Below are 24,832 nucleotides of genomic sequence, written 5' to 3'. Positions count from 1 at the left end.
TTTGTTTTGGGCGGTCGGAAAACGGGGAGAGAGCTGTTGGCCGTAAAAAGATCCAGCCTGGTTAAAAGCCTCGCTCCCTGATCAACTCAATCAGTGCCCTTAACCCGGCCGGCACATGGCGCCTACCTGGGTAATAGAGGCGCAAGCAGTCAAAAGACGGCGTCCATTCCTCCAGTACGCGCACTAACGTCCCGTTCGCTAAATCGGCAGCGGCATTCCATTCCGTAAGATAGGTCAAGCCTAGTCCCGCCCTGGCAGCCTCAAGCATCAGAGTCGGATTATCCAGGGTCAAAACCCCTTGCACCTCGACAGCAAGCGCTTCGCCATGTCGCTCAAACTCCCAGTGATAGATCGCCCCGCTGGGCATCCGGCTGCGAATACACTGGTGGGCCCGCAGATCCATGGGACTGACGGGAACTGGGTTGAGAGCAAAATAGTCCGGGCTGCCCAATACCGAAAAACGCTGGGCCGGACTGATATCGACTGCGATCATGTCTTGAGGAACCGTACCCCCGAGCCGAATCCCCGCATCAAACCCCTGCGCGACGATATCCACCAGCCGCCCCTCAGTGACGATATCCAATTTCATCCGTGGATAACGTCGCAGATACTCCAGCAGCAACGGCATCACCTGCTTTGCCGCCCCCGCCGAGGTATTCAGGCGCAAGGTACCGCTGGGTTCCGCGCTGCGATTTCCTGCCTGTTCCAAGGCCGTGCGAATGCTCAACAGTGCAGGGGTAATGGTTTCGACAAACTCCGCGCCCACTTCAGATAACGACACGCTGCGCGTGGTGCGATTGAACAGCCTCACCCCCATCCGCGCTTCAAGCCCCGCGATAGAGTGGCTCAACGCCGATGTCGACACATTCAACTCGGTCGCCGCTGCACGAAAACTGCGATGCCGAGCCACTGCCAGCACCGCTTCCAACTCATTCAGCCCGGATGTATTCATTGTCCTGAATCGCTCATCAACTCATGCCGATTTGTACGGCTTATCAGCTTAATCATAGTGACTTACCGTAGGACGCACTAGCTCAGCGTCCCGGAGGACCTATGCAATACATCAACCAGATTTACACCAACGGCGACTTTGTGACGCCCCATGGCGAAGAGCTTTTTGACCTGTTCAACCCTGCAACAGGCCAGCGTATCGGCCAGGTTCGATTGGCAAATGAACAAGACGCCCTGGATGCCATCGCTGCCGCCAAGCGAGCTTTTACCGAGTTCTCCCATAGCTCTAAAGATGTGCGCATCGACTATCTCAAACGCCTTCACGCCGCAGTTGAATCCATTGAGGACGCACTTACCGATGCGATTATCGAGGAGTACGGCGCCCCAATATCCCGTGCGCGGTGGATGGCCAGGCATGCAGCCAGCGTCCTGCAAGATGCCGCTTCAGTACTGGAGAACTACAACTTCTCCCGACGCATTGGCATCGCCGAGGTGGTCATGCAGCCGCTGGGTGTGGCCGGCTTGATCACACCCTGGAACAGCAACGCCGGTTTTATCTGCGGCAAGCTCGCTGCGGCGTTGGCCGCCGGCTGTACCGCCGTGATCAAACCCAGTGAAATGAGCGCAATCCAGACCTCGCTAGTCACCCGCGCCCTGCATGACGCAGGCTTGCCTCCTGGTGTATTCAACATCGTCACTGGCCGTGGCGAAACCGTAGGCGCCGTGTTGAGCGCCCATCCCGACATCGCAAAAGTGTCCTTCACCGGTTCAACCGCTGTCGGCAAAACAATCCTGCGGACCGGCGCCGAGACCCTGAAGCGCGTGACCCTAGAGCTGGGCGGCAAATCACCGGTGCTGATTCTCGATGATGCGGACCTCAAGACGGCCGTGCCCATGGCCCTTCAGGCCGGTTTCATGAACAGCGGCCAGGCCTGCATCGCCGGCACTCGAATCCTGGTACCCGAAAGTCGTTTGGAAGAAATCGAAGCGCTGATGATCGACGAGGTGGGCAACGTGCAAGCCGGCGACCCTCGTGACCCAGCCACTGCGGTCGGCCCCATGGTCAGCCAAAAACAGTGGGAGCGCGTACAGCGCTACATTCAGATCGGGATCGAGGAGGGCGCCCACCTATTGGCAGGAGGTCGCGGTTTGCCTGAGGGCATCAAAGCCGGGTGGTTCGTAAAACCAACCGTATTCAGCCGGGTGACCAACCAAATGGCCATCGCCCGCGAGGAGATTTTCGGCCCGGTGCTCTCGATCATTACCTACGCAACCGAGGAAGAGGCCCTGACCATCGCCAACGACACACCCTACGGCCTCCAGGCATACATCCTGTCTTCAAATCCCGAACGCGCCCGCAGGCTGGCCAGCCGTATAGACGCTGGCCGAGTGCTGATCAATACCCTGGCCCATGAGCCTCTTGCGCCATTTGGTGGCTTCAAGCAATCGGGTATCGGCCGCGAGTACGGCACATTCGGCCTCGAAGCCTTCCTGGAGCCCAAGTCGATCCTGAGCTGATCCTCAGCATAAAAACGCATGAATAAGGTCAACGGCTCAAACCAAAGTGCATGAACAGGCTCCATTAGCACACCGTTCAGGGAAATCGATGCAAAGTGTTTCTGCATTTTTGGTATGGTGCAGCACATTTTCACAAGGACTGATTTTTCCTCCGCAGGAAGCGGCGTCGACCTTATTCAACGAGATGCTGTAGAAATGCCTGAACCAATACCGATCAAGGATCACGAAAAAGAAAACCGCCTGGTCAACAAGCGGCTGCTGGCCTGCGCGCTGCTGGTAATCGGCATTACCTGCGCCCTGGTAGGTCGGATGTACTTCCTGCAGGTGGTGCAGTACGACTACCACTCCACCATTTCCGAAAACAATCGCGTCCACGTCCTGCCGATCACACCGACCCGCGGCCTGATCTATGACCGCAACGGCGTAGTACTTGCCGACAACCGTCCCAGCTACAACCTGACCATCACCCGCGAGCGCACCACCGATCTCAAAGGAGAGCTGGACGCTATCGTCAGCCTCCTGCATTTGCCCGCCGAGGATCGCGGCGTATTTGATAAGGCGCTCAAGCAAGCCCGTCATCCCTTCGTGCCCGTCACCCTGTTCTACGAGCTGACCGAAGAGCAGATCGCCGTTTTGGCCGTCAACGAATTCCGTCTGCCGGGCGTGGATGTCGAGCCGCAATTCGTCCGCCATTATCCGCTGGGTGCGCACTTTGCCCACTCCATTGGCTACGTAGGCCGGATCAACGAAAAAGAATCCAAAGCCCTCGACTCAGTGGAGTACCGGGGCACGCAGTCCATTGGTAAAACCGGGATCGAGCGTTTCTACGAGTCCGAGTTGCATGGCCACGTCGGCTATGAAGAAGTTGAAACCAACGCCCAGGGCCGCGTCCTACGGGTGCTCAAGCACACCGACCCGATCCCCGGCAAAAACATCGTGCTGAGCCTGGACGTCAAACTCCAGGAAGCCGCCGAAGAAGCCCTCGGCGACCGCCGTGGTTCGGTGGTTGCTCTCGACCCGGCAACCGGCGAAGTGCTGGCGATGGTCAGCAAGCCAAGTTTCGACCCGAACCTGTTTGTCACCGGCATCAGCTTCAAGGAATACGCCGCGCTGCACGACTCCCTCGACCGTCCGCTGTTCAACCGCGTGCTGCGCGGGCTCTACGCGCCGGGTTCGACGATCAAGCCGGAAGTCGCCATCGCTGGCCTCGACAGCGGCGTGGTTACCGCCCAGACCCGGGTGTTCGACCCGGGCTATTACCAACTCCCGGATTTCGACCACAAATACCGCAACTGGAACCACAGCGGCGATGGTTGGGTGGACATGGACGCAGCGATCATGCGCTCCAACGACACCTACTTCTACGACCTGGCCCACAAGCTGGGTATCGACCGCCTGCACGACTACCTGGCCGAGTTTGGCCTTGGCCAGAAAGTCTCCCTCGACATGTTCGAAGAGTCAGCCGGCCTGATGCCGTCCCAAGCCTGGAAGCGCGCTACCCGGCGCCAGCCGTGGTTCCCGGGTGAAACCGTGATCCTCGGCATCGGCCAGGGTTACATGCAGGTCACCCCGTTGCAGCTGGCCCAGGCCACTGCGCTGATCGCCAACAAGGGCGTGTGGAACCGACCGCACCTGGCCAAGACCATCAATGGCGTGCCGCCGGTGGATGAAAACCCGATGCCCAACGTGGTGCTCAAAGACCCGCGCGACTGGGAGCAGGTCAACCACGGCATGCAATTGGTAATGCACGATCCACGCGGTATCGCCCGGGCGGCTGCAGCCGGTGCGCAGTACCGGATTGCTGGCAAGTCTGGTACTGCGCAGGTAGTGGCGATCAAGCAGGGCGAGCGTTACAACCGTCTCAAGACCCTGGAGCGCAACCGCGACAACGCCTTGTTCGTCGGCTTTGCCCCGGCGGAGCACCCGCGGATCGTGATTTCGGTGATGATCGAAAACGGCGAGGCCGGTGGCCGAGTGGCGGGGCCGGTGGTGCGCCAGATCATGGACGCCTGGCTGCTCGATCAGGAAGGCCACTTGAAGCCGCAATACGCGACCCCTGCCAAGGCGCCGGGTGATCCCCACGTTTGACGCCACAAGGGCATGACACCGTCATGCCCTATCCCTTTTCAAAGGTTGCGCATTGGTCGATGTCGCCTACTGTCAATACAGGAGGTGTCTCATGCACGAATCAAATGAAATCAAACGTAAAGTCCTGCTCAACGCTCCACGCCAACGGGTCTGGGAAGCACTGACCGACGCCGAGCAATTCGGCAGCTGGTTTGGCATCGCCCTCAAGGGCAAACAGTTTGCCCAGGGCCGGGCCATTGAAGCCCCGATCACCTATCCCGGTTACGAGCACGTGGTGTGGAAGGCAAGGATCGAGCGGCTTGAACCACAGACACGGTTCTCTTTCAGCTGGCATCCCTACGCCGTAGACAAGGATGTGGATTACGACGCGGAAACCCCCACGCTGGTGGAGTTCACCCTCGAGGATCACGCCGAAGGCATCTTGTTGCGGGTGGTGGAGTCAGGTTTTGACGGGATCCCGGACGTTCGCCGCCAGAAGGCCTACAAGAAGAACTCCCGAGGCTGGGATGATCAGATGAACAACATCGAAGACTATCTGGCGAAATCCCATCAGCCGTGAGCTGATGGGGCGCCGCATTCATCAGCCTTCGTGGGCGGTGCTGATTTCCAGGGTATCGGTGTAGGTCACCAACACGCTTTGGCCGACCTTGAGGTCTTTGAGGCCGGCGCGAATTTCCGGTTTCTCCACGGTCAGCACTTTGCTCTGGCCCGCCGGGTTTTCCAGGGTTACCTGGTTTTTCGCCAGGTCAATGTGGGTGATCTTCAACTGCACCTGTACCTGGCGGAAGGCCGCACCGCCCGGGTTCGGGTTATCCGCGGTGGCGCGCAAGACGCCAGTCTTCTCGGTGGCGTCCGGTGCGCTCTTGTCGATGTCGGTGTCCAGCACGGCGGCGACCGAATGGGTCACCAGCACCTTGACCTGATCACCTACCTTGAGATTGCCCAGGTCCTTGGCCTGGTCGCTGAGCTGCACATGCACCTTGCGGCCTTCGGCACCTTCGAGCACCACCTGATGGTTGGCGGCATCCACCTCCAGCACCTTGGTGGTCACCTCATCGGCTTCCAGCGACTTGGACAACGGGATATCGGCAGCATGTGCCGTCAGGGCACCAGCAGACAGCAGGGTTGCCAGGGCAATTGCCTGGCGAAGAGGGCGCAATACATTCATTGAGTGGACTTCCATGTGAGAGGAGCCTTGAGTCTAGTGGCGCGTTCGCGATTCGCAAATTCGCCACTGAGACGGAACGGCTACTTGATCACCACCGGATTCACCGGTGCGCCACTGCCCCCGACAATCTTCAGCGGGGCGGCGGTGTAGAGGAATTTCCACTGGCCGTCGTCCGCACAATCGGCGGCCAGTTCCTCCAGCAACACGATTTCGGTGAAGGCGATCCCCAGGTTGCGCATCAGCGCGCAATGCAGCGGAATCTGCACCCCGGACACCGGGTCGGTGATCACTTCGTTGGCGATGGTGTCGGTCACCAGGTTGGGGATTTCCATCTCGTGGAACCACTCCACCAGCTCCCGGCTGTAGGTCAGCCCCGGCTCCATCAGGTCCTTGAAGAACTCGGTCTTGCCCAGCTCATAAAACGCCCCCATGGACCCGGTGCGGATGATCAGGATGTCACGTTTTTCAATGGTCACGCCCTGGGCTTTGGCGGCGTCGAGCAGGTCCAGGTGGTTGAAGGTTTCGCCCCGGCCCAGGCACTTCTTGCCGCGATGGCGGGCCATGTCGATCAGCACCGCACGGCCAACCACGCCGCGTTCGGCAATCGCCAGCACGCTGGCCTTGGCCATGCCGCCAACGGTGGTCTGGGCGTCGTAGCCGTTCCACAGTTGATTGTCGTACCAGGCGTGGCCGAGGGCGTCGTACTGGGTCGAGCCTTGCAGCTGCATGAAGATCACGTCATCGGAATACGCCGCACCACCGGTCATGTGCGGCTGTTTGCCGAAGTGGTAATGGCTGTGGTCGAGGGTGTTGAAGCGCATCGACGGGTTGCGCGCCGGCCACATCGGGTCGCCGTCGGGGTGGCCGATCTGCACTTGCAGGGTAAAGGTCTTGCCCTGGCGCACCGAGGCCACGCCCCGCAGTACTTCGGCTTCAGTCAGGTAATTGAGGGCGCCGACTTCGTCGTCCGGGCCCCATTTACCCCAGTTCTTTGGCAGGCCTTCAAGCAATTCGCGGGTGTTCGGCTCGTTCTTATTATGAAGATCACACATAGCAATTCCGGTCCCTGTGAAAGTGAGTTACACGCAGCGCCCGCCATCGACTTCAAGGCAAGTGCCGGTGATGAACGCCGCTTCGTCCGACGCCAGGTACAGGCAGGCGTTGGCCACATCTTGCGGGGTGGAAAAGCGCCCCAGGGGAATGGTCGCCATGAATTTCTGGCGGTTTTCCGGGGTGTCCGGTACGCCCATGAATTCGCTGAGCAACGCCGTGGCACCCACTACCGGGTTCACGCAGTTGACGCGGATATTGTCCGGCCCCAGCTCCGCCGCCATGGTCTTGCTCATGACCACCACTGCGCCCTTGCTGCCGTTATACCAGACCAGTCCCGGACGCGGGCGGATCGCCGCCGTCGAGGCAATATTGACGAACACGCCGCCGCCCTGGCCGCGAAAATGCGGCACAAAATGCTTGGCGCTCAAGAAGATGCTTTTGACGTTGACCGCAAACACCCGGTCGAACTCGGCTTCGTCGACTTCCAGCATCGGCCGGTTGCGGTGGGTGGTACCGGCGTTGTTGATGACGATATCCAGGCCGCCGAACTGCTCCAAAGTGCCACGCAGCAGGGCGCCCATGCTTTCATCGTTGGCCACGTTGACCTCGATGAAATGCGCATGGCCGCCGCTTTCGGCGATTTCATTGACCACCCGCTGACCGCCCACGGCGTTCATGTCCGCAACGATGACCTTGGCGCCCTGGCGGGCAAATGTCTTGGCGATGCCCTCGCCAAACCCCGAGCCGGCGCCGGTGACGATCGCGACTTTATTGGCTAAACGCATGGTGTGTTCTCCGTTCTTGTTGTTGTGAGGAATCAACCGTGTTTGATCGCAATGGTCTTCAAGGTGGTAAAACCCAGCAGCGCCTCGAAGCCTTTTTCCCGTCCATACCCGCTGGCCTTTACGCCGCCGAATGGCAATTCAACGCCGCCACCGGCGCCATAGTTATTGATGAACACCTGGCCACAACGCAGGGTGCGCGCCAGGCGCATTTGCCGCGCGCCATCGCGGGTCCACACGCCGGCCACCAGGCCGAACTCGGTGCCGTTGGCCAGGCGAATCGCTTCGGCTTCATCGTCGAATGGCATCACGGCCAGCACCGGGCCGAACACTTCCTGTTGCGCCAGGCGACTGTCAGGCGGCACATCGCGAAACAGCACCGCCTCCTGGAAATACCCGCTGCTGCCGGCCTCGGCCACCACCGTTCCGCGTGCGGCGACGATGATCCCTTCCTGTTCGGCTTGACGAATAAACTCGCGCACCAGGCGCAGCTGCTTCTGATTGATCAGCGGGCCCATGTCCAGGTCCAGCGCCGAAGGCCCGGCGCGCAGTTCGCTGAAACGTTGGCTGAGGCGTGCGAGCAGGGTTTCGTAAATGCTGCGTTCCACCAGCAAACGGCTGCCGGCGGAGCAGGTTTGCCCGCAGTTCTGAATGATGGCGTTGACCAGCACCGGCAACGCTTCATCCAGGTCGGCATCGGCGAACACCAGTTGCGGCGACTTGCCGCCCAACTCCAGGGTGACCGGGCAGTGGCGTTCGGCAGCGGCTTTCGACACGGCAGTACCGGTGGCGGTGGAGCCGGTGAACGAAATGTGATCGATGCCCGGGTGTGCACACAACGCCGCGCCGGCTTCGTAGCCGTAACCGGTGACTACGTTGATCGCGCCGGCTGGAAAACCAACCTCGGCAGCGATTTCCGCCAGGCGCAGCAACGACAGGCTGGCATCTTCCGCCGGCTTGACCACGCACGCATTGCCCGCCGCCAACGAGGCGCCGACGCTGCGCCCGAAAATCTGCATCGGGTAATTCCACGGGATGATATGCCCGGTCACCCCGTGGGGTTCGCGCACCGTCAACACCGTGTAGCCGGCCTGGTACGGCAGGGTTTCGCCGTGCAGTTTGTCGGCGGCACCCGCGTAGTATTCGAAATAGCGGGCAAGGGCGGTGGCATCGGCGCGGGCGACTTTCAGCGCCTTGCCGGTGTCCCGCGCCTCGATCTGCGCCAGCTCTTCATGATGTTCCAGCACCGCCACGCCGAGCTTGGCCAGCAAACGGCTGCGCTCCACGGCAGACAACCGGCCCCACGGGCCGTCGAAGGTTTCGCCGAGTGCCAGGCGCGCCGCGCTGATCGCCGCCTCGATATCGGCGGCCGTGCCACGGGCGATGCTCGAATAGGTGTCGCCGGTGCTGGGGTCGATCACCGGAATGTCTTCCAGCGAGGTCGACGCCAGCCATTGGTTGGCGATGTAATGTGCGTTGGTCATGTTCAGCTCCTGTTCCCTGCGACGCATTCGGCGATGGCGCGACCCACTTCGACAGTGCTGGCGCTGCCGCCCATTTCCCGGGTGCGCGGGCCTTCGGCAAGCACCGTTTCGATGGCGGACACGATGGCTGCCGCCGCTTCCTGGTAAAGCGGATCACCGTCGCCCAGGTGCTCGATCATCAGCGCGGCCGACCAGATCTGCCCGATGGGATTGGCGACACCGAGCCCGGCAATATCCGGCGCGGAACCGTGCACCGGCTCGAACAGCGACGGGTAGCGCCGCTCGGGATTGAGGTTGGCCGACGGCGCGATGCCGATGGTGCCGGTGCACGCCGGGCCGAGGTCGGAAAGGATGTCGCCGAACAGGTTGGAGGCCACCACCACATCGAACCAGTCGGGATGCTGCACGAAGTGCGCGCACAGAATGTCGATGTGGAACTTGGCGGTCTTCACGTCCGGGTAGCGCCGGGCAATTTCGTTAACCCGCTCGTCCCAGAACGGCATGGTGATCGAGATACCATTGGATTTGGTCGCCGCCACCAGGTTTTTCCGCGGCCGCTGTTGCGCCAGTTTGAAGGCGTAGTCCACCACGCGGTCCACGCCTTCGCGGGAGAAGATCGACTCCTGCACTGCGATTTCCCGCGCCGTGCCTTCCCACATGCGGCCGCCAACGCTGGAGTATTCGCCCTCGGTATTTTCCCGCACCACGATAAAGTCGATGTCCCCCGGCACGCGGCCGGCCAGCGGGCAGGGCACGCCGGGCATCAGGCGCACCGGGCGGATATTCACGTATTGATCGAACTGGCGGCGGATCTTCAGCAGCGACTCCCACACCGCAGTGTGGTCGGCAATGATGTCGGGCGCACCCACCGCGCCGAAGAAGATCGCGTCATGGCTGCCGATCTGTTCGGCCCAGTCGTCGGGCATCATCGTGCCGTGGGCCAGGTAGTGTTCGCTGCACCAGGCAAAGTGGTCGAAGTGAAAGTGAATACCGAAGCGCCGGCTGACAGCGTCCAGTACCCGCAGGCCTTCGGGCACCACTTCGCGGCCGATGCCGTCGCCGGGAATCACGGCGATGCGGTGGGTGGGGCGGGTGTGGGATTGGGACACGCCGTGTCTCCTGTCTTGTTTTTATAGGAAGGTCTGGCGGGGGCATTCTTGGCACAGCTGTGACAACAGGGGAATTGCTAATTGTGGAATCGGCCTTCGCAAAATTCGAAGGCCAAAGGTTTACGCAGGGTTGGCGCTCAGGTAGTCGAACAGTGCCAGGCTCGTCAGTGACGGCTGTTCCTTGCGCATGCACAGGTACATCTGCCGGTCGGCCCAGCTGTCGTCGATTTCGATAAAGCGCAAGGCCATCTCCTTGCGGAAGATCTGCACCGCGCCCTGTGGCAACACGCCCACACCCTGGCCGGCGGCGATCAAGCGGCACACTGCTTCGAAACTGCGCACCTGCACCCGCAGCCGCAACGGCATGCCGATCGCCGCGGCGGCTTCGGTAATCAACGGGGTGATGGCGGCGTTGTCTTCCAGGCCGACGAAGTCGTAGCCGAGCAAATCCTCGAAGCGCGCATGGCGCATTTTCAGTGGGTGGTCATTGGGCACGAGCAGGCACAGGCGGTCCTGGCAGTAGGGCTCGAACCGCAGCTCTTCGCTGGGGCGGGTGGTGACGATACCGACATCCGCCACGCCCTCGCGCACGGCCTGGAGGATCTCCCGGCTGCGCTCCTCGCGAATATCCAGGCGGATGCCCGGGTGCAAGGTGTTCCACTGGGTCAGTTGGCGCGGCAGTTCCTGGCTCATCGCCGAACTGTTGGCGTACAGGCAAACCCGGCCGGTGGCGCCCTTGGCGTAATCGGCGAGATCGGCGTGCATGCCGTCCACCGCCCGCAGGATCGATTGTGCATGCTGGGCCAATACTTCCCCGGCTGCCGTCGGTGAAACGCCGGTGGAGGTGCGGGTCAGCAGGGCGACCTTGAAGTGCTGCTCCAGCAGCGACAGGCGTCGGCTGGCGGCAGAGAGGGAGAGATGGGATTGCTCGGCCGCCCGGGACAGGTTGCCCAGCTTGACCGCCTTGAGGAACAGCTCGATGGAAGTGAGGTCGGGGGACATGCCGGGGTCCTTGTGCGCAGTGGTTGGGAAACTACGCAGTTGGCGTTCGGCTGTCCAATGTCCGGCAAACAACCCGGGTGCAGGCAGATCTGCTTTCTGTAGGAGCTGGCTTGCCTGCGATAGCATCACCGAGGTGCATCTGACACACCGAGGTGCCCGCATCGCAGGCAAGCCAGCGCCCACATTGACAGGGGTTAGAAGTCGATACTGGCCGACAGCTTGGCCACGCGCGGGTCACCTTGGGTCAGGTAGCCGCCGAGTGCCGATTCCCAGTACTTGGTATTGGCGACGTTCTCCACAGTGGCGCCGAGGGTGACGTCTCGCTGTTCCACCTTGAAGGTGTAGCGGGCGCCCACGTCGAAGCGGTTCCAGGCGGGCAGGCTGAGGTTGTTGGCCGCGTCGGCATATTGGCCGCCGGTGCGCAGCATTCGTCCGTTGACTGTCACGCCTTGCAGGCCTGGTACATCCCAGTCCACGCCGGCATTCAGTTGGAAGGTCGGTACGCCGATGGCGCGGTTGCCGTCGTTGGCGCCGTTCTGGGTGCCGTGGACTTCGGTGTGGATGATGGTTGCGCCGCCCAGCAGGCGCAGGCCGGCGATCGGTTCACCGAACACGTTGAGCTCAACGCCTTTGTTGACTTGCTCGCCCTGGCGAACATAGGTGGCGCTCAAGCCGTCGGCGCTGAGTTGTGAGTAACCGTCAGTTGGTTGCTCGATGCGATACACACCCAGGGTTGCGCCATAGGTACCCATGTCGAGCTTGACCCCGGCTTCGGTCTGTTTCGAGCGCGCCGGGGCATAGGCCTGGCCGGCATTGGTGATGGGCGCGGTGCCGGCGTTCTGAGGTGCGGTCGGGCCCTGGGCCAAGCCTTCGATATGGTTGGCATAGAACGACACGTGGTCCCACGGCTTGAACACCAAGCCGTACACCGGTGTGGTGATCGACTTGTCGTAATTGGCGTTACGTGGGCCCGACCCGTAGGCATACCCTTGGACCACCAGTTCCTGGCGGCGCAACCCGGCGGTCACCAGCAAGCGATCATCCATAAAGCCCAGGGTGTCCGAGACCGCTGCACTGCGGGCGAAGGTCTTGGCGGTGATGCCCGGATCGTTCAGGTCGCCGCCGACGAAACTGCCCTTGACCGGTTCGGCAACGTCCACCGGGTTATAGATATTGCTGGCGTGGCCGTTGAGGTCGAAGTCATAGGCGTTGCGCGTCTGGGCCCAGATCCCGGTCAACCCGAAGTTCAGTTTGTGGCTGACAGCGCCGGTCTGGAACTTGCCATTCAAGCCCGCCATCAGGCTGGTGTTGTCTTCCTGGTGGGCGATGCGCGAGCCACTGACGGTGGCATTGCCCAGGGTGTCATTCAACGTGACCGAGGAGTAACGGCCAATCTCGTTGGTGTGCTTGGCGCCGCCTGCGATGTAGGCGGTCCAATTGTCATTCAGGTCGTACTCGGCGCGCAACATGCCGAAAGTGTCTTCCAGGCTGCTGGTGCCCCAGCTCGGCGCGTAGTTGGTGTCGGCCGAAGGCGCGTTGGGGATATGGGTCAGGTTCTGGCCGAGCAACACGGTGTTGCGCCCGCCATTGATCTGCTGTTTCGAGTAGACAAAGTCTCCCGACAAACGCAGCGCATCACCGCGATAGTCCAGGCCAACCGCAAACAGCTTCGAACGCTGGCTCTCGTCATCGATCCCGGTGTCGCCTTCGCGCTGGGAAATATTCACCCGTGCGCCAAAACGATTGTCTTCGCCAAAACGTTGCCCGATATCCAGGTGCTCGCCGACCCGGCCATCGCTGCTGATGTCGGTGCTGAAACGCCGCAACGGCACATCATCGGCGCGCTTGGGTTGCAGGTTCACGCCGCCGCCAATCCCGGAACCGCCGGGCGTCACGCCATTGATAAAGGCGTTGGGGCCCTTGAACACTTCAACCCGCTCCAGGGCGTCGGTGGACATGATCTGGCGCGGCAGGATGCCGTACAGACCGTTGAACGAAATGTCATCGCCGTTCAGCGGCAGGCCACGGATCACAAAGGCCTGGGCCTGGTTCGCGTACCCCGACGCCTGGCGCACGGACGAATCGTTGAGCAGCACATCGCCGACGTTCTCGGCCTGCTGGTCACGGATCAATTTTTCGGTGTAGGAAGACATGCTGAAGGGCACGTCCATGATGTCCTGGTTGCCCAGCACCCCCAGTTGCCCGCCGCGGGCGACCTGGCCGCCGGCGTACACCGGGGGCAGGGCGTTGGGCGTGGCCGCGTCGGCGCTGATGGTGGTAGCACCCAGTTCCAGAGCCTTGCCGTCCTGACTGTTGTTCGCATCCTGCGGGGTTTCTGGAGTGGCGGCGTGAGCGGCGAGGTTCAGGGAGCAGCAAAGGGCGAGCAGGGTAGGGCGAAACGGCACAGCCAAACGGGTGGAAGTGGGCATGGTCGATCCTGACGGCGAACCGTCAATGTGAGGAAAAGGGCAACAACGTTGCGCGTCCTCGCTGCGCGGATACGACTCCGGTGCGAATGATAGTAATTGTCATTAATGTTCTGCAACAAGTTTGTGAGATTACTCTCTCCGTATACGTAGGCCATTTCGGTTAAATCGCCGCGCCGTGGCACAGGCCGAGTAGAATCACGCCCTGAAAGTGATTCTTGAGGTGTGGCAAGGTGGATTTACAGCAGGGGTTTGTCCTGACCCGGCATTGGCGCGACACCCCGGCGGGCACGGAGGTCAGCTTTTGGCTGGCTACCGATCAAGGCCCCAGGTTCGTGCGCTTGCCGGTGCAGACCTCCGTGATGTTCATCCCGCAAGCCCATCGCAAGCCGGCCGAGCTGCAGCTCAAGGGCGAGCGCGGTATCGAGTTGCGTGACCTGGCGCTCTGCGACTTCCACCATCGCCCGGTGCTGGGCCTCTACACCAAACAGCATCGCCAATTGATGGACCTGGAAAAGCGCCTGCGTCGAGCCGGCATCGACGTCTACGAAGGCGATGTGCGCCCGCCCGATCGCTACATGATGGAGCGCTTCATCACCGCGCCGGTGTTGTTCGGCGGCAAAGCGGGCGAGGGCGGCATGCTGGTGGAGGCGCAGATGAAACCCGCGCCGGATTATCGCCCGCCCCTCAAGCTGGTGTCGCTGGACATCGAGACCACCGCCCAGGGCGACCTGTATTCCATCGCCCTGGAAGGTTGCGGCGAGCGCCAGGTGTACATGCTCGGCCCGCCCAACAACACCGATGCGGTGGACTTCAAGCTCGACTATTGCGACACCCGCGCCGAACTCCTCGAACGCCTGAATGTGTGGCTCGCCACCCATGACCCCGACGCGATCATCGGCTGGAACCTGGTGCAGTTCGACCTGCGCGTGCTGCACGAACATGCGCAACGCCTGAACGTGCCGCTGCTGCTGGGCCGTGGCGGCGATGCCATGGGCTGGCGCGAGCACGGCAGCCGCAATCACTACTTCGCGGCAGCGGCCGGGCGGTTGATCATCGATGGCATCGAAGCCTTGCGCTCGGCCACCTGGAGTTTCGAATCCTTCAGCCTGGAAAACGTCGCCCAGACCTTGCTCGGTGAAGGTAAATCGATCTCCACGCCGTACCAGCGCATGGACGAAATCAACCGCATGTTCGCCGAGGACAAGCCCGCGCTGGCACGCTACAACCTCAAGGACTGCGAGCTGGTCACGCGGATTTTCGAGAAGACCGAGCTGCTGAAATTCCTCCTCGAACGAGCCAGCGTCACCGGCTTGCCGGCAGACCGCAACGGCGGTTCGGTGGCAGCGTTCACGCACCTGTACATGCCGCTGATGCACCGCCAGGGTTTCGTCGCGCCGAACCTGGGAGACAAACCACCCCAGGCCAGCCCCGGCGGGTTTGTCATGGATTCGCGCCCGGGCCTCTACGAGTCGGTGCTGGTGCTTGACTACAAAAGCCTCTACCCGTCGATCATCCGCAGCTTTCTGATCGACCCGGTGGGCCTGATCGAAGGCCTGCGTCACCCCGAAGACAGCGAGTCGGTGGAAGGCTTTCGCGGTGCGCGGTTTTCCCGCACCCGGCATTGCCTGCCGTCGATTGTCGCGCGGGTTTCCGAGGGCCGCGAAGTGGCCAAGCGCGAACACAACGCGCCGCTGTCCCAAGCGCTGAAGATCATCATGAACGCCTTCTACGGCGTACTCGGCTCCAGTGGTTGCCGCTTCTTCGACACGCGACTGGCATCGTCCATCACCCTGCGCGGCCACCAGATCATGCGCCAGACCCGCGAGTTGGTCGAAGCCCGGGGTTATGAGGTGATCTACGGCGATACCGACTCGACTTTTGTCTGGCTCGGCAGCCCCCATTCCCAGGAAGACGCGACGCGCATCGGCCTGGACCTGGTGCAGCACGTCAACACCTGGTGGCGCGAGCGCCTGCAGAGTGAGTTCGGCCTGCAAAGCGCCCTGGAACTGCAATACGAAACCCACTTCAGCCGCTTCCTGATGCCGACCATTCGTGGTGCGGAAGAAGGCAGCAAAAAGCGCTACGCCGGGCTGGTCACCCGTGCCGACGGCAGCGAAGAAATGGTCTACAAGGGCCTGGAAACCGTACGCAGCGACTGGTCGCCCCTGGCCCGGCAATTCCAGCAGGAACTCTACCAGCGCATCTTCCACCGCCAGCCCCACCAGGATTATGTGCGCGACTACGTACGTCGCACCTTGAGCGGCGAGCTCGACGACCTGCTGATCTACCGCAAGCGCCTGCGCCGGCAACTGGGCGACTACGAGCGCAACGTACCGCCCCACGTGCGCGCCGCGCGGCTGGCCGACGAATACAACGACCGCCAGGGTCGCCCGCGCCAGTACCAGAACGGTGGCTGGATCAGCTACGTGATCAGCGTCAACGGCCCCGAGCCGCTGGAAGTGCGCCAGGCACCGATCGACTACGACCACTATGTCACCCGGCAACTGCAACCGGTGGCGGACGCGATCCTGCCGTTTGTAAACGATGACTTCGGCACCCTGGTGGGCGGCCAGATGGGCTTGTTCTAAAACGGCTTGCCTTGAGGTGGCGAGAGCCTGCAATCTTGGCCACTGACGACCACCAAACAGCGCAGCCCTCCCATGACTGAAATCACCCTGACCGGCACCACGGTCGAACTCCGGCCCCTGCAACGCGAACACGCCACCGCCCTGGTACAGGCTGCTGCCGACGGGCAGTTGTGGAACCTCAAGGTGACCAACGTGCCGGGGCCCGACACCGTCGAAAAGTACGTGGACATTGCCCTGGCCGGGCGTGAGGCAGGCACCGTGATGCCGTTTGTCATCGTGCGCCGCGACACCGGTGAAGTGGTGGGCAGCACCCGGTTCTGGAAGGTCGACCGGGTCAATCGCAAGCTGGAGATCGGCCACACGTTTATCAGCCAGTCGGTGCAGAAGTCCGGGGTCAACACCGAGGCCAAGCTGTTGCTGCTGACCCACGCGTTTGAAGTGATGGAGTGCGTGCGGGTGCAGTTCACCACCGATGAACTCAACGAAAAATCCCGGGCCGCGATCCTGCGCCTCGGCGCGGTACAGGAAGGGATCGTGCGCCACGAGCGCATCATGCCCGATGGCCGCAAGCGCAACTCGGTGCGCTTCAGCATCATTGATCCGGAATGGCCACAGGTGAAGGCGGGGTTGCAAGCCAGGCTGGCTCGCTAGGGCTTATGGCTCAGCTCTTCCACCAACTCATCCATCCGGTCGGCAATTTTCGGCGTGGTCGACAGCACAAAGCCTTTTTGCGTGCCCACATAGGTCTCGACGATGTACAGCGTGTCGCCCACATCCAGCCCCAGTTCCTGCAAGGCTTCGTCTGGCAGGCGGATGGCGCCGTCGCCGTCCCAGTCTTCGATCGTGACGCGTTTGCTGTGCATGATGGCTTCCCGTTGAACGAATGAACGGCCTAGCCTAACACCTCAATCCACTGCCAGGAGGCTTGGCACTGTGTACACCCTTTACGGAACCCAAGGCACCGGCTCGTGCATCATCGAAATTGCCCTGCAGCGTTGCGGTGTCGAGTGGTGCCAGGTCGACGCCTGCTCCTGGGAAGACCGCGTGGGCAACGAGGCGTTGGCGCGGATCAACCCGCTCAAGCAAATCCCCACTCTGCAACTGCCCAATGGCGGCGTGTTGACGGAAAGCGCGGCGATCCTGATTCACCTGGGCCTGCAGTTTCCCGCCTCAGGGCTGCTGCCCGAGGAGCCCGCCCAAGTCATTCGCGGCCTGGTGTACATCGCCGCCAACTGTTACTCGGCGATTGGCATCATCGACTATCCGGAACGCTGGACCGACAGCCCCGATGCGCAGCAGCATGAACAGCTGATCAGCGGCACCCGTCGCCGCCTGCATGGGGCCTGGGAAGTGTTTGCCGATCAATTTGCCGAGCAACTGTTCACCCCGGCGCAGGTTCCGAATGCACTGGCGATCATGGCTGCGGCGGTGTCGCGTTGGGCAGGCGGGCGGGACGCGCTGCAACAGTCGCGGCCTGAGTTTGCCCGGGTGCTGGCGCAGGTGGATGCCCACCCAAACGTAGCGCCGGTATTTGCCCGGCATTGGCCGTCGTGAGCATCCGCAATCAAAAGAAACAATGAGGCGTAAGGTGGCTAAACGCCTTGCGTCGCGGGCGTCCTGACCTACGCTTTCTGAAGTTGTTGTAGGAATCATCCTTGAATTTGACTGTCGCAGACATGAAACTCAAGAACCCTGCATGGAATTCAAAGGAGGTGTGCATGCTCATCCGGTCGCTGACCCTGGCTACCTTGATGGCTTTTACGGGGCCGCTGTTGGCCGCGGATGATCTCAATCCGCTCAAGCAGGACCTGGGCAAGTCCCGTCCGTTGGTGGTGGTGGAGCTCGACTCCGGCAACCCGACGTTGGCCACCCTCAAGAAACAGCTGGACGAGCCTGCCAACAAGCAGTCCTTTGAAGAGCGCAACATGGTGCTGTACACCGTGTCCTTTGGCAGCATCGGCGCTGAAGGCGAGAAGTTCGCCAAGGACGCGAAGGACAACAAGAAGCTCGCACCGCCGGAAACCAACGCGCTGATCCGCGCACTCAAGCTGGGTGCCGGCAGTGGCACCAAAGTGATTCTGGTGGGCAAGGACGGCGAGAAAAAACTCGAGAAGACCGTGCCACCCGACACCCTCAGCCTGGCGGATTTCTTCAGCGCGATTGATCAGATGCCCCAGGCTGAAAAGGACCTTGCCGCGCCGGCCGAACCTGAGCCCGCTGCCCCTGCAGCAGGCAAGCCTGGAGCCAAGGCCGGCAAGAACTCCAAGCATCCAGCGCCACAACCGGCACTGGATGATTGAGCGTTTTTCTGTAGGAGCTGGCTTGCCTGCGATAGCATCACCTCGGTAATTCAGGCACACCGCGGTGATGCCACGCAGCCTCGCTAAAGCTCGACAGCTCCCATATCACGCCTCAAGCTCCAGGCTTTTCACCGGCCACCGCCGGTGCCTTGCGCACCGGGAACGGGAAGTAGAAAAACCGCAGGAAGGCCACCCGCTTGATCACCTCGCCGATCATCAACGGCACCACCACCGCCACCACCAGCCCGATGCTCGCCGACAGCAGCGGATGCAGCCCGAACCGTTCCATCAAGTCCACCGTCTTGTGTTGAATTTCCCCGTGGAAGATCAACAAAATCAACGTTGACTGCCCGATGTACGTCATCGCCCGCGTCAGCAGCCCCGAGACCATCATCACCCCGGCCAGCGCCCAGCATACATACACGCCGATCACCGCCAGCAAACTGGTCCACAGCCAGTGGTCGTAACGCCGCTGTGCCAGGTCCATGGTGTCCCAGCTGTAGATGAACACCACCGCAAACAACGCCATGGCGCCCAGTAGCGTCAGCAACGAACTCTGGTGGCGACGCAGCACGTCCCGCAGCAGGTAACCAAAGATGAAATAGGTACTGCTGATCAACGTCACATCAATGCTGAACGGCAGCCCCGGCATCGTCCAGGTCTGCCCGCCGACGGTCACCGGCACCTGCCAGAACCACGGCAGGGTCCAGATCCCGAGCATCAATTGCAGGGTGATCACCACGCAGCTCATGGCCAGCGACAAGCCCAGGTGCTGCATCAGCCGCAACATCACCCAGCCGAACAGAATCGCCACCCAGAAGTGCGGCAGGAACCACAGCGCCTGCCATGGAATGGTGTCCACCGAGGCATACAGCACGCCGCCGATGTCCGGCAGCAGTGCCTGGCCGCGCAGCAGGTCGCGGATCAGGATGTACACCAGCATGGTGAAGAAGAACGGCTTGAGCAGTGCATCGGCCTTGCGCACCGCCATCTCGACAAAGGGTTGTTCAGGCTTGAAGAACACCCCGGAGAGAAAGAAGAACAACGGCAGGATAAATACCGCCAGCAGCGGGTACAGCAAGTCCAGGGAACTGGCGACAAACCAGCTGTGCCCGAACACGATGATCAGGATGCCAATGCCCTTGGCAATATCCATTTGAATCCAGCGTTTTTTCACCTGACTGCTCCCACTCTATAAATCTGCCTTGCGCCACGGCTTGAGCCACAGGCCCATGCCCAGCAACACCACGGCCCCCGCCAGGGTGCTCAACCCCAGCTGAAGCCAGATACCTTGAACCCGAAACAACACCAACGCCGCCAAGCCCATCACCAGCCCACTCAGCAACCAGTGCCCCTTCCAGGGCAGGGCGCCGAGCAAGGCCTGGCGTTGCATCAGCAGCAACGCCGTGCACAGCACGCCGGCGAGGGCGGCCAGCGGGATACCCGCCAGGCCAAACACAAACGGCAGCACACCCAGCAGCAACACGTTCACCAGGCTGCCCAGCAACTCGCAACGCAGCGGCTGGCGGGTGTCGCCGGCGGCATAGGCATAACGCGCCAGCAGGGCGTTCCAGGCGCCGAACACCAGCGGCACGGCAAACCAGGCCAGCAGCAGCGGCAACGGCGAATCCACCGACTGCTTCGGCAGCAGCAACGCCACCAGGCTCGGCGCCGCCGCCACCAGGCCGACGCCTGCGGGCAAGGTCAGCAGGCTGGCGGTTTCCAGGCCACGCTTGAGCAGGGCCAGGCGCTCGTCGCCCTGGCGCCGGCTCATCATGCCCAGCAGCACCTGGTTGAGGCTCATCAGGGCAATCAACGGCAAGTTCATCAGCTTGCGGGCCAGGTTGACCCAGGTCACCGCACCTTCACCCAGCAAGGACGCCACCAGCCGTTCAATCAGCGCCAAACCCTGGCTGGCACCGTTGCTTAAAAGCAGCGGGCCTATGCGAGCGCCCAGCTCGCGCAATTCCAATGTCGAAGCCCGCAGCCGCCACGGCCGCCAGCCCAGGCGCAGCATCGACGGCAACAGCGCCAGGGGCATCAGCAGGCTGCCGGTGAGGCAGGCCAACGCCAGCGAGTGCGGTTGCGTGGCGGTACCGGCGAGGGCGAGGTAGGTCACCGGCGGCAGGTTGAACAGCAACGAACCGAGCCCCGCGACCACAAAGCGCTCGCTGGCCTGCAGCGGAATACTGAACAGCGCATGCAGCATCAGCCCCGGCACACTCCAGGCGAGAATCTGCAAGTTGCTGCTGGCGAGGCTGGTGGCCGTCGCCGCCAGCCCCGGGCCGAGCAGCTGCACCAGCCATGGCGCCAGCAACGTCAGCAGCAGGCTGGTCACCAGGGCGATCAGCAACAGCGCCGGGAACAACACCGCCAGCCAGTCCAGGCGCTCGCCGTCCTTGCGTTGCAGGTACAGCGGCAGGGCGGCGGCACTCAGCACACCGCCGGCCAGGGACATGCGTAACGCTTCGGGCAAGAACAGCGCGATCAGGAACGCATCGCTGCGCTCGCCCGCACCCCACGCCGCCACCAGCAACCACTCACGGGCAAACCCGAGGCACAGCCCCAGCAAGGTTGCCAGGGTCAACCAGAACGCCGATCCGAGCATGCCTAGGGCCCGACGCTATCGAGCACAGGCTTGCGATGCGCCACGGTCTTGACCTTTGGCAGACGCGCCGGAAACAGCCGCCGCGCCTCCAGCACGTTGATCCCCACCATCAGCCAGAACAGCGCAATCATCACCAGGGCGAAGCTGAAGTAGTGGTCAAAAAAGCCGCTGACCAGCGCCGACAGAATCCCCGCCGTGCTGCCCAGCCAGATCGCATTGTCCTTGGTCAGGCGGATCGGGCCGATTTCCGGACGGGACTCGCGCCACCAGCGCCAGGTCACTGCGATAAACAGCAGCATGCTGATCACCCCGGTCTTGTAGACGAAATTCAGCCACAGGTTGGAAATCCCCAGCAGGTGCGTACCCGGCACCGGAGGGTCAACCTTGAAGCCAATGCCCAGCGGGTAACTGGCCACGGCCTGGGGGAACATGCGGTATTCGTCAAAGCGCACTTCCGTACTCGCGTTCTGCGCCGAAAAGATCGTCGCCAGGCGTTCCTGCAGCGGTGGATACGACACTACCAGCGCCGCCGCCAACGCCACGCCGATCATCAGCAAACGCCCGGTGTACGGCACCCGCCGCGACGCCATCCAGATCAGCACCAGCGCCAGGCTGACCATCGCCCCCCGGCTGCTGGCCAACAGCAGGGCCGCCGCACCCAGGCAGGCAACGCCCAGGCCGAGACCGCGTTTCCAGCCGGTGTTGGTGATGCCGTAGCAGAACGCCAATGGCAGCAGCAGCGCCATGATCCCGCCGGTGGCATTCGGGTGCATCCATGGCGAACCCATCCGCGAGGCCATGGCACCCAGGCCCAAGGACAAGGTGTCGAGGCTGCCGTAGTTCATCAGGGTCAGGATCGGCAACATGCCCGAGGCCGAGCGCGAGCGGATAAATACGCCGATGGACATCACCAGCATCGCCAGTGTGCCCAGCAACAAGGCGATCACCAGGGCTTCGCGGTTCTTCTGTTCAACCAGCAGCTTGGCGGCGAGGAACAGCACCGACAGGTTCAGCAGCCAACGCAACCAGTTCGCCACGCCGCTGGCCTCGGCGGTAATGCTCACCTGGCCGACGATAAACGGCACCACTGTGAAGATCATCAGCCACATCAACATGCGGTCGGTAGGGCGCCGCGACAGCGGTGGGGCGGCCGGCAGGCGCGAGAGGAAACCGTGCCAGATCACCGCCGCCCAGGTCAGGGCGATCAGCGCCTCACTGACCGTACTGCGAATCCCCAGGTTGAGGGTGGAGTAGGGCATGAACGTCGCCACCAGGGCGAACAGCAGCAGTCCCCAGAACGGGAACCGCAGAATCGTCACGGCAGCGGCCAGGCCGATCACTGCCAGCACGGCCTTGAACGGGGAAAGAAACAGGATCAACCCACCAAACAGCAGGCCGAAGACGATGGCGACGAGGCTACCCAGTGAGATTCTCAATTCAATTCCTCGATCAGTTCGGCCAGGCGCCGACGGTAGGCCTGGTGGTTGAAGCGTTCGGCCCAGCTGCGTAACTGTTCAGGTGGTTGTTCGACGGGTTGGTCGGCCAGGTGCAGCATCAATTGCACCAGCGCCGCGCCGTCCGTGGGTGAAAACCGCGGTGCCAGCGGCGGGGTGATTTCGTCCAGCGAGGTACCGCTGGCCACCGCCACCGGAGTGCCGACGCTCAGGGCTTCGATTACCGGCAAGCCAAAGCCTTCCGCGTAGGAAGGCTGCCACAGGCGCAAGGCCTTGCGGTAGAGCCCGTGCAATTCAGCGTCGGATACGCCGCTCAAGGCGCGTATCCCCGGGTAGTTGCGTTGTGCTTCGGGCAAATGCTCCAGGCTGCCCACCAGCACCAGTTCCGGCACGCTCGGCGACTGGCTGCGCGCTTGCTGCCAGGCGTTCACCAGGAACGGCACGTTCTTGCGCAATTCCCGGGTACCCACCAGCAGCCAGTAGCGCTCGGGCAGTTGCCGGGCCGAGAGGTCCGCCGGCAGTCCGACAAAACCGACCACCTGGTTGGGCAACACGCGAATCTTGCCTGCCGCCTTGGGAAACAGCCGCGCGGTTTCGTCGGCACTGTACTGCGAAGGCGTCCACACCCGGTCTGCCGTGTGCACCGCATAGGTGATCGACAGCCGATCACTGGCCTTGTAGATCAGCGCCTTCAGGCGGTTGGCGTGATAGTTGTCCAGGGTGATCTGAAACAGGTCATGCAGCAGCACCACGGTGCGCAGGCCCTGGGGTTTGGGCGGCAGCGGCAGGCCCATATTGAAGGTGCTTATGTACACATCGATGTGCTCATTGCGCAGCGCCTTGGGCAGGTAGCCCGCCTCGAAACGCAGGCGCTGGTGCGGCTGGTGCATGGCGGTCTTGGCGCAGCCCCAGTCCGGGCAATGCACGTTCAGGCGCAGCTCATCCCCCAGCGGCGCGACGCTGAAGCGTTCGAGCTCGATGCCGGGCAGGGTGCGCAGGGCATCTTCCAGGGCGTACACCTGGCGACTGATGCCTGATTGCGGCGAGGTGCCGACGGTGCGGTAATCGAGGCCTATGCGCATGCCGGCTCCTTTTGGCTCTGGGGCGACAGTTGCGCGTACACCTGCTCCAGCTGGCTGGCGGCGACGCTCCAGTCATGGGCACGGCGCACATAGGCGCGACCGGCTTCGCCCATGGGAGCTGCGATTTCAGGCTGTTGCAGCAGGCGCACCACGGCGTCGGCCAGGCTTTCAGCGGTCTGGCCGCCGAGGTAATCCAGGCCTTCCACCAGGTCCAGGCCGGACACGCCCTGGTCGGTACTCGCCAGCGGCAGGCCGGCGGCCAGGGCTTCAAGCACCTTGAGCTTGGAGCCGCCGCCATGGCGCAACGGCGCCAGAAACACCGAGCAACTCGATTGCAGGGCCAGCAGGTTGGGGACAAAGCCCTGCCATTCGATGCGTCCGTCCTGCCAGCGTTCGCGCCAGCTTTCCGGCATGCCGAAACCGCAGACGCTCATGCGTGCGTCGGGGCAGCGGGCCCACACTTTCGGCAGGATCTCATCCAGTGCCCACTCGATGGCATCGACGTTGGGCGCGTATTCGTAGTTGCCCAGAAACAGCACGCGGCGGGTCGTCGGGTCGGGTCGGGCAGCAGCGAAGTGCGCGCAATCCACCCCGTTGACCACCACCGGTACCGGCTTGCCGGCAATCTGCGCCAGGGTCTGGGCGTCGGCGTCGGTCACGGCGACCACTTGCGCGGCCTGGCGCATCACCCGGTGTTCCCAGCGGCCGTAGCGCCATTGATCGTAGCGTATGAACGGCAACGCCCAGCCGGGCAGGCGGTCGTAAGTCGCGGCGCCGAGGGACGATTCGACATTGTGTTCGGTCAGCACAAACGGCTGGGAGCGACGGGCCAATGCAGCTTCGTAAGGCTGGAAGGTGTAGGTATGTTCGATCTGCACCACGTCCCAATGCTCGGTCAGCAAGCGCTCGAAGGTGTCCTGCAGTTCACCCGACAGGCCATTCACACTGGCCAGCAACGGGTACGGCGCAAACAGCCCGGCCAGCAGGGTCTTCAGGCTGCGCAGCGGGCGGCGGGGGAGGATGATCACCTGTTCCAGAAAGGCTTCCAGCACCTGGCGATCCGTCAGCGATACCGCATGTTTGTCATGCAGCAGCAAGGTGATCCGATGCCCGCGCGCAGCCAGGCTGCGCAGCAAATGAAACTGGCGCGTCTTGCCGCCGCTGGTAGCGGGCCAAGGCGAGTAGGGCAGGATCCAGAGGATGCGCATGGGTGGCT

The 24,832-nt window shown here is 62.5% G+C and carries 21 protein-coding genes; 7 read left to right on the top strand and 14 right to left on the bottom strand.

Translation table 11 applies throughout. From position 1 onward, the window contains the following. Positions 1–61: 61 nt before the first annotated feature. The gene (locus HX817_RS18670; RefSeq protein ID WP_008434591.1) at positions 62–952 is read right to left on the bottom strand and encodes a LysR family transcriptional regulator; all 891 of its coding nucleotides are present in this window, start codon (positions 950–952) and stop codon (positions 62–64) included. Positions 953–1,053: 101 nt separating this feature from the next. Here HX817_RS18670 and HX817_RS18665 point away from each other — a divergent pair, with 101 nt between their 5' ends. The 3 genes from HX817_RS18665 (at position 1,054) to HX817_RS18655 (ending at position 5,116) form a co-directional block, all read left to right on the top strand. After that, positions 1,054–2,469 (top strand): aldehyde dehydrogenase family protein, encoded by a 1,416-nt coding sequence (locus HX817_RS18665; protein WP_177040837.1) that lies wholly within the window; start codon positions 1,054–1,056, stop codon positions 2,467–2,469. Between the two features lie 195 nt (positions 2,470–2,664). Then, positions 2,665–4,557: a penicillin-binding protein 2 gene (gene mrdA / locus HX817_RS18660; RefSeq protein WP_003208249.1), complete on the top strand. Its 1,893-nt coding sequence runs from the start codon at positions 2,665–2,667 to the stop codon at positions 4,555–4,557. Between the two features lie 91 nt (positions 4,558–4,648). After that, positions 4,649–5,116, top strand: a complete 468-nt coding sequence (locus HX817_RS18655; RefSeq protein WP_003208248.1) for an SRPBCC family protein — start codon at positions 4,649–4,651, stop codon at positions 5,114–5,116. 21 nt (positions 5,117–5,137) lie between these two features. Here HX817_RS18655 and HX817_RS18650 read toward each other — a convergent pair whose 3' ends face one another. The 7 genes from HX817_RS18650 to HX817_RS18620 all read right to left on the bottom strand — a co-directional run bounded on the left by HX817_RS18650 (position 5,138) and on the right by HX817_RS18620 (position 13,584). Further along, positions 5,138–5,725, bottom strand: coding sequence for a hypothetical protein (locus HX817_RS18650; protein WP_003208246.1), 588 nt, complete (start codon positions 5,723–5,725; stop codon positions 5,138–5,140). Positions 5,726–5,805: 80 nt separating this feature from the next. Continuing rightward, entirely contained in the window at positions 5,806–6,777 is a 972-nt protein-coding gene (locus HX817_RS18645; RefSeq protein ID WP_087695324.1) for a cyclase family protein, read from the bottom strand. A 27-nt stretch (positions 6,778–6,804) separates the two neighbouring features. Then, a complete protein-coding gene (locus HX817_RS18640) occupies positions 6,805–7,563 on the bottom strand; it encodes an SDR family oxidoreductase (protein ID WP_008434578.1) in 759 nt (252 codons plus the stop codon). 32 nt (positions 7,564–7,595) lie between these two features. Next, positions 7,596–9,044 carry an aldehyde dehydrogenase family protein gene (locus HX817_RS18635; RefSeq protein WP_177040835.1) on the bottom strand — a complete coding sequence of 483 codons (1,449 nt, stop codon included), beginning with the start codon at positions 9,042–9,044 and terminating at the stop codon, positions 7,596–7,598. Positions 9,045–9,046: 2 nt separating this feature from the next. Then, positions 9,047–10,153, bottom strand: a complete 1,107-nt coding sequence (locus HX817_RS18630) for a tartrate dehydrogenase (protein ID WP_003208239.1) — start codon at positions 10,151–10,153, stop codon at positions 9,047–9,049. 120 nt (positions 10,154–10,273) lie between these two features. After that, positions 10,274–11,155 (bottom strand): LysR family transcriptional regulator, encoded by an 882-nt coding sequence (locus tag HX817_RS18625; protein WP_003208237.1) that lies wholly within the window; start codon positions 11,153–11,155, stop codon positions 10,274–10,276. Positions 11,156–11,349: 194 nt separating this feature from the next. Further along, entirely contained in the window at positions 11,350–13,584 is a 2,235-nt protein-coding gene (locus tag HX817_RS18620) for a TonB-dependent siderophore receptor (RefSeq protein WP_177040833.1), read from the bottom strand. Positions 13,585–13,814: 230 nt separating this feature from the next. Here HX817_RS18620 and HX817_RS18615 point away from each other — a divergent pair, with 230 nt between their 5' ends. After that, positions 13,815–16,172 (top strand): DNA polymerase II, encoded by a 2,358-nt coding sequence (locus tag HX817_RS18615; RefSeq protein WP_003208233.1) that lies wholly within the window; start codon positions 13,815–13,817, stop codon positions 16,170–16,172. 72 nt (positions 16,173–16,244) lie between these two features. Next, positions 16,245–16,823: a GNAT family N-acetyltransferase gene (locus HX817_RS18610; protein ID WP_008434573.1), complete on the top strand. Its 579-nt coding sequence runs from the start codon at positions 16,245–16,247 to the stop codon at positions 16,821–16,823. On the opposite strand, the gene HX817_RS18605 is transcribed toward HX817_RS18610, so the two are convergent. After that, complete coding sequence (locus HX817_RS18605) at positions 16,820–17,035, bottom strand: AbrB/MazE/SpoVT family DNA-binding domain-containing protein (RefSeq protein WP_003208231.1); 216 nt, start codon at positions 17,033–17,035, stop codon at positions 16,820–16,822. The two genes, HX817_RS18610 and HX817_RS18605, sit on opposite strands and share 4 nt — an antisense overlap. A gap of 70 nt (positions 17,036–17,105) precedes the next feature. Between HX817_RS18605 and HX817_RS18600 the strand changes: the two genes are divergently transcribed. Next, positions 17,106–17,726 (top strand): glutathione S-transferase, encoded by a 621-nt coding sequence (locus HX817_RS18600; RefSeq protein WP_177040831.1) that lies wholly within the window; start codon positions 17,106–17,108, stop codon positions 17,724–17,726. 164 nt (positions 17,727–17,890) lie between these two features. Further along, positions 17,891–18,472, top strand: coding sequence for a DUF4174 domain-containing protein (locus HX817_RS18595; RefSeq protein ID WP_134327043.1), 582 nt, complete (start codon positions 17,891–17,893; stop codon positions 18,470–18,472). A 112-nt stretch (positions 18,473–18,584) separates the two neighbouring features. Here HX817_RS18595 and HX817_RS18590 read toward each other — a convergent pair whose 3' ends face one another. From HX817_RS18590 to HX817_RS18570, 5 genes are read right to left on the bottom strand one after another with little or no spacing between them, the layout of a single operon-like run. Beyond that, a complete protein-coding gene (locus tag HX817_RS18590) occupies positions 18,585–19,628 on the bottom strand; it encodes an acyltransferase family protein (RefSeq protein WP_177040829.1) in 1,044 nt (347 codons plus the stop codon). 36 nt (positions 19,629–19,664) lie between these two features. Further along, positions 19,665–21,080 (bottom strand): murein biosynthesis integral membrane protein MurJ, encoded by a 1,416-nt coding sequence (gene murJ, locus HX817_RS18585; RefSeq protein WP_003208222.1) that lies wholly within the window; start codon positions 21,078–21,080, stop codon positions 19,665–19,667. 2 nt (positions 21,081–21,082) lie between these two features. Further along, positions 21,083–22,510: an O-antigen ligase family protein gene (locus HX817_RS18580; protein ID WP_177040839.1), complete on the bottom strand. Its 1,428-nt coding sequence runs from the start codon at positions 22,508–22,510 to the stop codon at positions 21,083–21,085. Between the two features lie 2 nt (positions 22,511–22,512). Then, positions 22,513–23,616: a glycosyltransferase family 1 protein gene (locus tag HX817_RS18575; protein WP_177040827.1), complete on the bottom strand. Its 1,104-nt coding sequence runs from the start codon at positions 23,614–23,616 to the stop codon at positions 22,513–22,515. Next, positions 23,607–24,824: a glycosyltransferase family 4 protein gene (locus tag HX817_RS18570; RefSeq protein WP_177040824.1), complete on the bottom strand. Its 1,218-nt coding sequence runs from the start codon at positions 24,822–24,824 to the stop codon at positions 23,607–23,609. Before HX817_RS18570 ends, HX817_RS18575 begins: the two co-directional genes overlap by 10 nt. Positions 24,825–24,832 lie beyond the last annotated feature (8 nt).

Source organism: Pseudomonas sp. C6002 (assembly GCF_013385805.1).
Classification (GTDB): domain Bacteria; phylum Pseudomonadota; class Gammaproteobacteria; order Pseudomonadales; family Pseudomonadaceae; genus Aquipseudomonas.
This window is presented reverse-complemented; position numbering and strand designations above follow the sequence as displayed.